This window comes from Acinetobacter sp. YH16031 (genome assembly GCF_013417335.1).
In the GTDB taxonomy this organism is placed as follows: domain Bacteria; phylum Pseudomonadota; class Gammaproteobacteria; order Pseudomonadales; family Moraxellaceae; genus Acinetobacter.
This window is the reverse complement of the sequence record NZ_VPED01000062.1, coordinates 1-5,406: the sequence shown is the minus strand read 5'-3', so window position 1 is coordinate 5,406 and position 5,406 is coordinate 1. Positions and strand designations below refer to the sequence as shown.

7 protein-coding genes are annotated in these 5,406 nt (G+C 35.9%); 1 reads left to right on the top strand and 6 read right to left on the bottom strand.

The window, feature by feature from the left end:
- Positions 1 to 100: 100 nt before the first annotated feature.
- Positions 101 to 1,726, bottom strand: a complete 1,626-nt coding sequence (locus FTV31_RS15365) for a relaxase/mobilization nuclease domain-containing protein (protein WP_179996687.1) — start codon at positions 1,724 to 1,726, stop codon at positions 101 to 103.
- Complete coding sequence (gene mobC, locus FTV31_RS15360; RefSeq protein WP_179996688.1) at positions 1,716 to 2,048, bottom strand: plasmid mobilization relaxosome protein MobC; 333 nt, start codon at positions 2,046 to 2,048, stop codon at positions 1,716 to 1,718. The genes FTV31_RS15365 and mobC overlap by 11 nt, the downstream gene beginning before the upstream one ends.
- Positions 2,049 to 2,255: 207 nt before the next feature.
- On the opposite strand from mobC, the gene FTV31_RS15355 reads away from it, so the two are divergent.
- A complete protein-coding gene (locus FTV31_RS15355) occupies positions 2,256 to 3,080 on the top strand; it encodes a hypothetical protein (RefSeq protein ID WP_179991777.1) in 825 nt (274 codons plus the stop codon).
- 90 nt (positions 3,081 to 3,170) lie between these two features.
- Here the strand turns inward: FTV31_RS15355 and FTV31_RS15350 are convergent, their stop codons facing one another.
- The 4 genes from FTV31_RS15350 to FTV31_RS15335 form a co-directional block, all read right to left on the bottom strand.
- Positions 3,171 to 3,449 (bottom strand): hypothetical protein, encoded by a 279-nt coding sequence (locus tag FTV31_RS15350; protein WP_179991778.1) that lies wholly within the window; start codon positions 3,447 to 3,449, stop codon positions 3,171 to 3,173.
- A 90-nt stretch (positions 3,450 to 3,539) separates the two neighbouring features.
- A complete protein-coding gene (locus FTV31_RS15345; protein ID WP_179997541.1) occupies positions 3,540 to 4,472 on the bottom strand; it encodes a replication initiation protein in 933 nt (310 codons plus the stop codon).
- Positions 4,473 to 4,704: 232 nt separating this feature from the next.
- Complete coding sequence (locus tag FTV31_RS15340) at positions 4,705 to 4,992, bottom strand: type II toxin-antitoxin system RelE/ParE family toxin (protein ID WP_179995778.1); 288 nt, start codon at positions 4,990 to 4,992, stop codon at positions 4,705 to 4,707.
- A complete protein-coding gene (locus FTV31_RS15335) occupies positions 4,989 to 5,303 on the bottom strand; it encodes a type II toxin-antitoxin system Phd/YefM family antitoxin (RefSeq protein WP_003115799.1) in 315 nt (104 codons plus the stop codon). Before FTV31_RS15335 ends, FTV31_RS15340 begins: the two co-directional genes overlap by 4 nt.
- Between the last annotated feature and the right edge of the window lie 103 nt (positions 5,304 to 5,406).

Genomic DNA, 5,406 nt, shown 5'->3' with positions numbered 1-5,406 from the left:
ATCTTTCGCTGTAATAACTTGCATGTTCAAACCTCATAAAAGTAGGCGTTTTGTCTATTTTAGACTTTTTTTGAAAGTAATCTAGCGTAATTTATTAAATTTAACGCCCAAATCCTCTACTAGCCCTTCTTTCAACGTGTTTTTCTTTCATTTGCTGGCTAATTTGCTGTTCACTTCTCTTAATTTGCTGTTGAGATTGTTTAATTGCTGATTTTGACTGGCTAATTCCTCGTTCTGACTTCTCAATACTTGATTCTGAATGCTCAATGTTTCGATCTGCTCGCTCTGACTTTGATTTATAGCGTTTAGCTCTTTCAATTGCTTCTCTAACGAGTTCAATAAGTCTTTGTAGCGATTCATAAAGTCGTTTGGCATTATCTTGTTCCGCTTGATTAGGATTACTCTGTTTTACGTCCTGCTTTGCTTCTTTTGAGGTGGCTAAGTTTTCAAATAAACTTCCGCTATCCTTCAAAAGCTCCTTTCCATCATTTGACTGGTTAAATGGATTTTCAAAAGGAGTTTTAAAGTTAGATTCTATTTTTCCAATTTCAGTACCATTTGACTGGATGTGGTCTCGTAAGCGTGCGCTTTTTTGCTGTTCTTCGCCATGATATATAGGGTTTTCTTGTCTTCGCTCTCGTGTAAAGTCACCTTCCGCAAGATTTGTTTCTCTAGCGGTGTCTGCTCTACTTTCAGATTGATTTCGGCTAATTCCTGCTGCTTGTTCTGAATTTGCTTCGCTAACCACCAATTTACGCCAAGAAAAATCAGAAACACTGTAATCAACACGCCCAATATTGCTCCCGTGAGAATATTCAAACGCAAAGCGTTTCTGATTTTCGGCTGCTGATCTTGGATGGTCTGAAGGTTTGACCTTAAAATTTTCTCTGTTTCCTTGCTGCTTGCTCTCAGTAAGGCGTTGTAGCTTTCCAAGTGCTGTTTCGTAACGCTCTCGGCTTGTTCTTTGATAATCCTGTCCTGCTCGGCGGTGTTCTTCTGCAAATTGTTTATCAAATTGTCGATTTTCATAAATTACGCCTTCTAAACGAATATTCCGCTTGCCGTCAGGATTCTTAATACTGATTGATCTATCTGTTTCTCTAGCAATCTCAAAGCCTGCACCCTTTAGGGTTTCAACTACATCTTGCCTATTTTGGATATTGCCATTGCTAATTTGCTCAGCAATTGCGGTCCCGATTTGCTCTTTAATTTCTTTGACGCTTTGAGGTAGGTTTTGGCTATTCAAAGTTTTAATTGCTTGAGCTTTCTCTGGTGCATGAGGGTCTGTTAAACCATGCTCAAAATTGATGACTTGTTTCCAGTTTTCTACAAGTGGGCGGTCAGCTTGATCAAAATAAGGCTGTAATCTTTTTCCTGTACTTAATTCCACATTTGGAATGACGAAATTAAGCTCTAAACGTCCTTTATCAGTGTGTTCTATCCAAGTGATGTCGTACTGGTCACGCTCTAACCCAGCAAGCAATGTTTCTTCAAAGCTCTGCATGATGGCTTCTTTTTGGTGTTCTTCGAGGTTTGGTTCCTCAAATGAAAGTACTCCAACCGTATAACGGTTTTGGAAGTCCAAGTTGTCTGCTAATCGTTGGGTTAATTCAGGATCTCCACTCAGTAAAACTGCACCTGGTCTATCCCTATCTTTGCCAAGTAGGTAGTCAATGGTTGCACCTGCACTACCACCGCCCTTATTTCCCAAAAATTTAACGATCATAGTTGGCTAAAATTCCTTGTAGTTGTTCTCGAATAACTGCCAACTCTGCAAAGGCTCTAAGTTTTTCTATATCAGATTCCACAGTATTTACTTGTCTCGCAATCTGATTGAGATTGCCCCCAATGCGTCCTAATGCTGCTAATAGCTGAGGATCTGCCGCTTTATAATTTCTTCTTTTATTTGGCTTCTCATCTAGACAAGTATTTCGAATCCAAGTTGCAAGCTCTCCACCTTCCATACGCTCCAGTAAGGCTTGATGTTCCGCTTCTGTTAAACGGACTTTGATCTCTTTTTTTCTTTTGATTATGTCTTTCTTAGTCATGACTCAATCTGCTTCATGGATTGGATCGGCTTTTTTTATGAGGACAAATTGCCAAGTAAAGGCAATTTACCGCAATAGAAAAAGGCGAAAAGAGGGTCAAGGGATTCTTCCCTTGCAAGGCACAAAAGGTAATCTAGCGAAAACTTTAGTTTTTGTATAGAGTACCCTTTGTGTGTCCTTGCCCTTAAAAAAATTTAGAGTAACCATATGAATAAAATTAATTTACTAGATCATCTAAATAATATAATTTGTCAAAATTTTCTTGCTGAAGAAATAGATTTCTGTACGAATAGTTGTTTAATACTTCAATACTTAAATTTTTTGGAAAGAAGAATTCCCGAAAAAACTCGTAATTGTTTACAAACTTCAGCTTTTAAAGAAGATTTCAAAAAACTAACAACTGACTTACAAAAAGGATTTTTCAAACTAAAAAAAGAAATAGAAAATGGAGAAAATTTAAATAAATATCAAAGTACAAGAATATGTGAAGCTAGTTATACAGATAACCTTTACTTACATGAAAAACTAATACATTTTCATTTGAAATCTGACATGTATCCTAGAAATCCAAAATTTATAGACCGCTCTGGCAGCATAGCAATAGTTCTGATAAATTTTGAAGAAGTAATTTTTATTAAAATAAAAAACCATGGAGGAGATACATGGACAAGCAACGAATACATTAAAATCTTAGATAAAGAATTCCCACAAGCTATTAAAAAGAAAAAACTTATTGGCATAAAAAGCGATAATTATACAAAAAGGGAAATAAATAATTTAAGAAATAAAGGAGCAATATACATTACAGGAAACGAAAATGAAGACGGCTACTGCAACACACTAGACCCAATAAAATCTTTAAACAATAAAGGTAAATTAGATCAAACAAAATATTCACATCTAAAAATAAAAGAAAAGCTATTAAAAGACATAGAAAAGTTAAGCACCAACTTAGAAAATAGTTCACCAGAAGAAATCAAAATACAGATAAAAGAGCTGATATCTGATTTAGGCTCACTTTCCGCTTTTTAATGCGCTTTCGTACGTTAATGACAGAAAATAGTACTTCTGCAAATTTGTTTTCATTAACGTACGATTTTAGATTTTAAGAATTACATACAATTAATTACTAACTGGCTCATCAAACCAACCTTCAATATAAGTACCTTCAGTACCTGTTTGCTTCACTCCACAGTAGAAATTGAGGTTCGTATCTCCAAGATATCCAGTAACTTTCTCCGGTGTATCTGTCATCGGTCTAAGAGTCTGGCCTGATCTATTTTTAATCGTCTCAAGACATTGTGACATGGAGCTAAATTTTCCACCCATTAGTTGAGTTTCAGATTCAGCACTACAACCAACGATAAAAAGAGTAATACTTGCTAATAGAATGTTTTTCATAGTTATTTGTCTTACGATTTAACGAAGTAATATAGTAGCGTATACACTCATTCTTTTATCAATTTATCTGATTTTTTTCTAAATAAGCTATCAAACATCATTTTTTATCCAGTTCCTAATTGTTCTATCAGTAACCATTAATTCAGTTGCTATCTGCTTTTGAGTCATACCCTCTTTCATCATTGCTAAAGCCTTAACTCTTTTAGAAGCATAATTATCCGATCTAATTTTCCCCCCCTTTAGACCACCTAGCTTTCCTTTTCGGCTTTGACGATCAATAAACTCTTGATAGCAGTAGGCATCCTTTTTCCAACAATATGTGGCGATACTCTTAGCTGTAGCTTTGATTTCTGAATAGGGTAATGCTTCTAAAAACGCCTCATTTACGCTTAAACACTGTTTGGTGACTTCCTCTAGCCAAGTGTTGTAAATACCCCCTCTATGCGCTCTAACAGCCGTATATGCCCATTTACGCACGGTATCGAACAGTGTGCAGTTACGTCCAAGTCCTGAAACTTCCTGTTTTTTGCTTAATTTCTTAGGTAATTCTACAAAATCGGCTAAATAATCGAGCGTATAGGCTTGTTCACTCCAAAAAGTGACACGCCAATCTTTATGAAATGGATTCTTCGTAATGAGATGACTGTAGCCAACGTCTGCTCCAAGTTTATTGGCAAGTCCTGCCTGAACCTTTGAGGCATAGGCTATTGCTTTTTGACTGGCTAATTCACTGGTACACAGTGGAATTTCTAATTTATAGCAAATATGAGCATGACCATTTTTTAAGGTCTGCGCTGTCCAATAGGGCATTGGCAAATTTTCATCATGCCATGCCATGACAGCATCTGAACGATCTATATCAAAAAAGAAGTAATGAAGCATACAAGGCTGATTACCCTGTATGTATTGCATGTTGATTGCCGTTTTTTTCGGTCTTATTTGTAAGCCATACAATAAATCATCTGCACAGTATGGTTTATGAGCAAGATTTTCAAAAAAATCGCTTAATTGAGCGTTATTCACCTTTTGCAACGTCCTTTATGTTGCAAATGCTCAAAACATCAGTAAAATACAAATATCGATTTTGCGTTTACTGATGCTTTAAGTATTTGTTAAACAATGAGAAAAAAGTAGGTTTGCCGACCTGCTTTTTTTTCGCCTAAAAGAAAATCTAACACAACTTTAATATTTTTAAAAGTTATTGATTTTCTTAATTTTATAGCCGTTTTTTGCCAATATACGGCATATAATCTAATTAAATATTTCTCGAAGTATGCAAGATTCTTAAAATAAAAACTCGCTTGGCTTCCTCATCAATTTGAATAATTGCACGGTATGGACTGTCAGAAATAAGCATTTCTCTTGTTCCTAAATTGCCCTTCTTTTTAGTTCGATTTGGTGAGAAATACAGGGTTTCTAGCTGTTCAGTAATTTTTAAATACATCCCTTCTGCTAGTTTTTCGCCCCATGTCTCTATGCCATACGCCAAAATTTCAATTAAATCCTGTTCTGCTTGTGGCAAGTAAGAAACTTCATAGGTCATCTTTTACGGCTCGCTACCAAGTCTCGTGCCTTTTGCATTGCAGTCGCATGTACTGACTTCATTTCTTTCGTATCAGATGGATGCGCTTTCAAAGCATTTAACGCTTCTGTGATTTTCTCTTTTTCCCAATCTTCATAATCATCATCTTGGACATCAAAAAGGCTTTCTAAGTGGGTGCCTTTCACGTCTTTTAATGACAAGAAAACACCAACAGGGCGCTTATTCTTTGTGACTAATACAGGTTCTCGCTGCATCGTATCTAATAACTCACCAAAGCGTGATTTTGCATCTTTCGCTGTAATAACTTGCATGTTCAAACCTCATAAAAGTAGGCGTTTTGTCTATTTTAGACTTTTTTTGAAAGTAATCTAGCGTAATTTATTAAATTTAACGCCCAAATCCTCTACTAGCCCT